The 281-nt window shown below is 35.9% G+C and carries 1 protein-coding gene; it reads right to left on the minus strand.

The features are described from left to right. A partial coding sequence (locus ACVC5O_RS02545) for a hypothetical protein (protein ID WP_452219896.1) occupies positions 1-281 on the minus strand: 281 nt, incomplete at both ends.

The following is a 281-nucleotide window of genomic DNA, read 5'->3' on the forward strand; positions in this document are numbered from 1 at the left end:
GTGCACTTAAAATAGTAACATTAAAACTAGACTCGTTAGCACAACTATTTGGTGGAGTTCCTACTTGATTGTAGATAAAAATGGTTTGCGAGCTAGTTATTAAATCTCCAGCACTAAATGCGGTTCCTGAACCATCGGTTCCAGAAAAATAATTACCATTTGTAAGAGTAGGCAGTGTATAACTATCACATGCTGTTTGGTCTGTAAGTGTATCTACATTTGGTAAACCACTAATAGTTACAGTAAAGCTGGTTTCGGAAATGCAATTAGGTGTTGTGTTA

This window comes from Lacinutrix salivirga, from assembly GCF_053604675.1.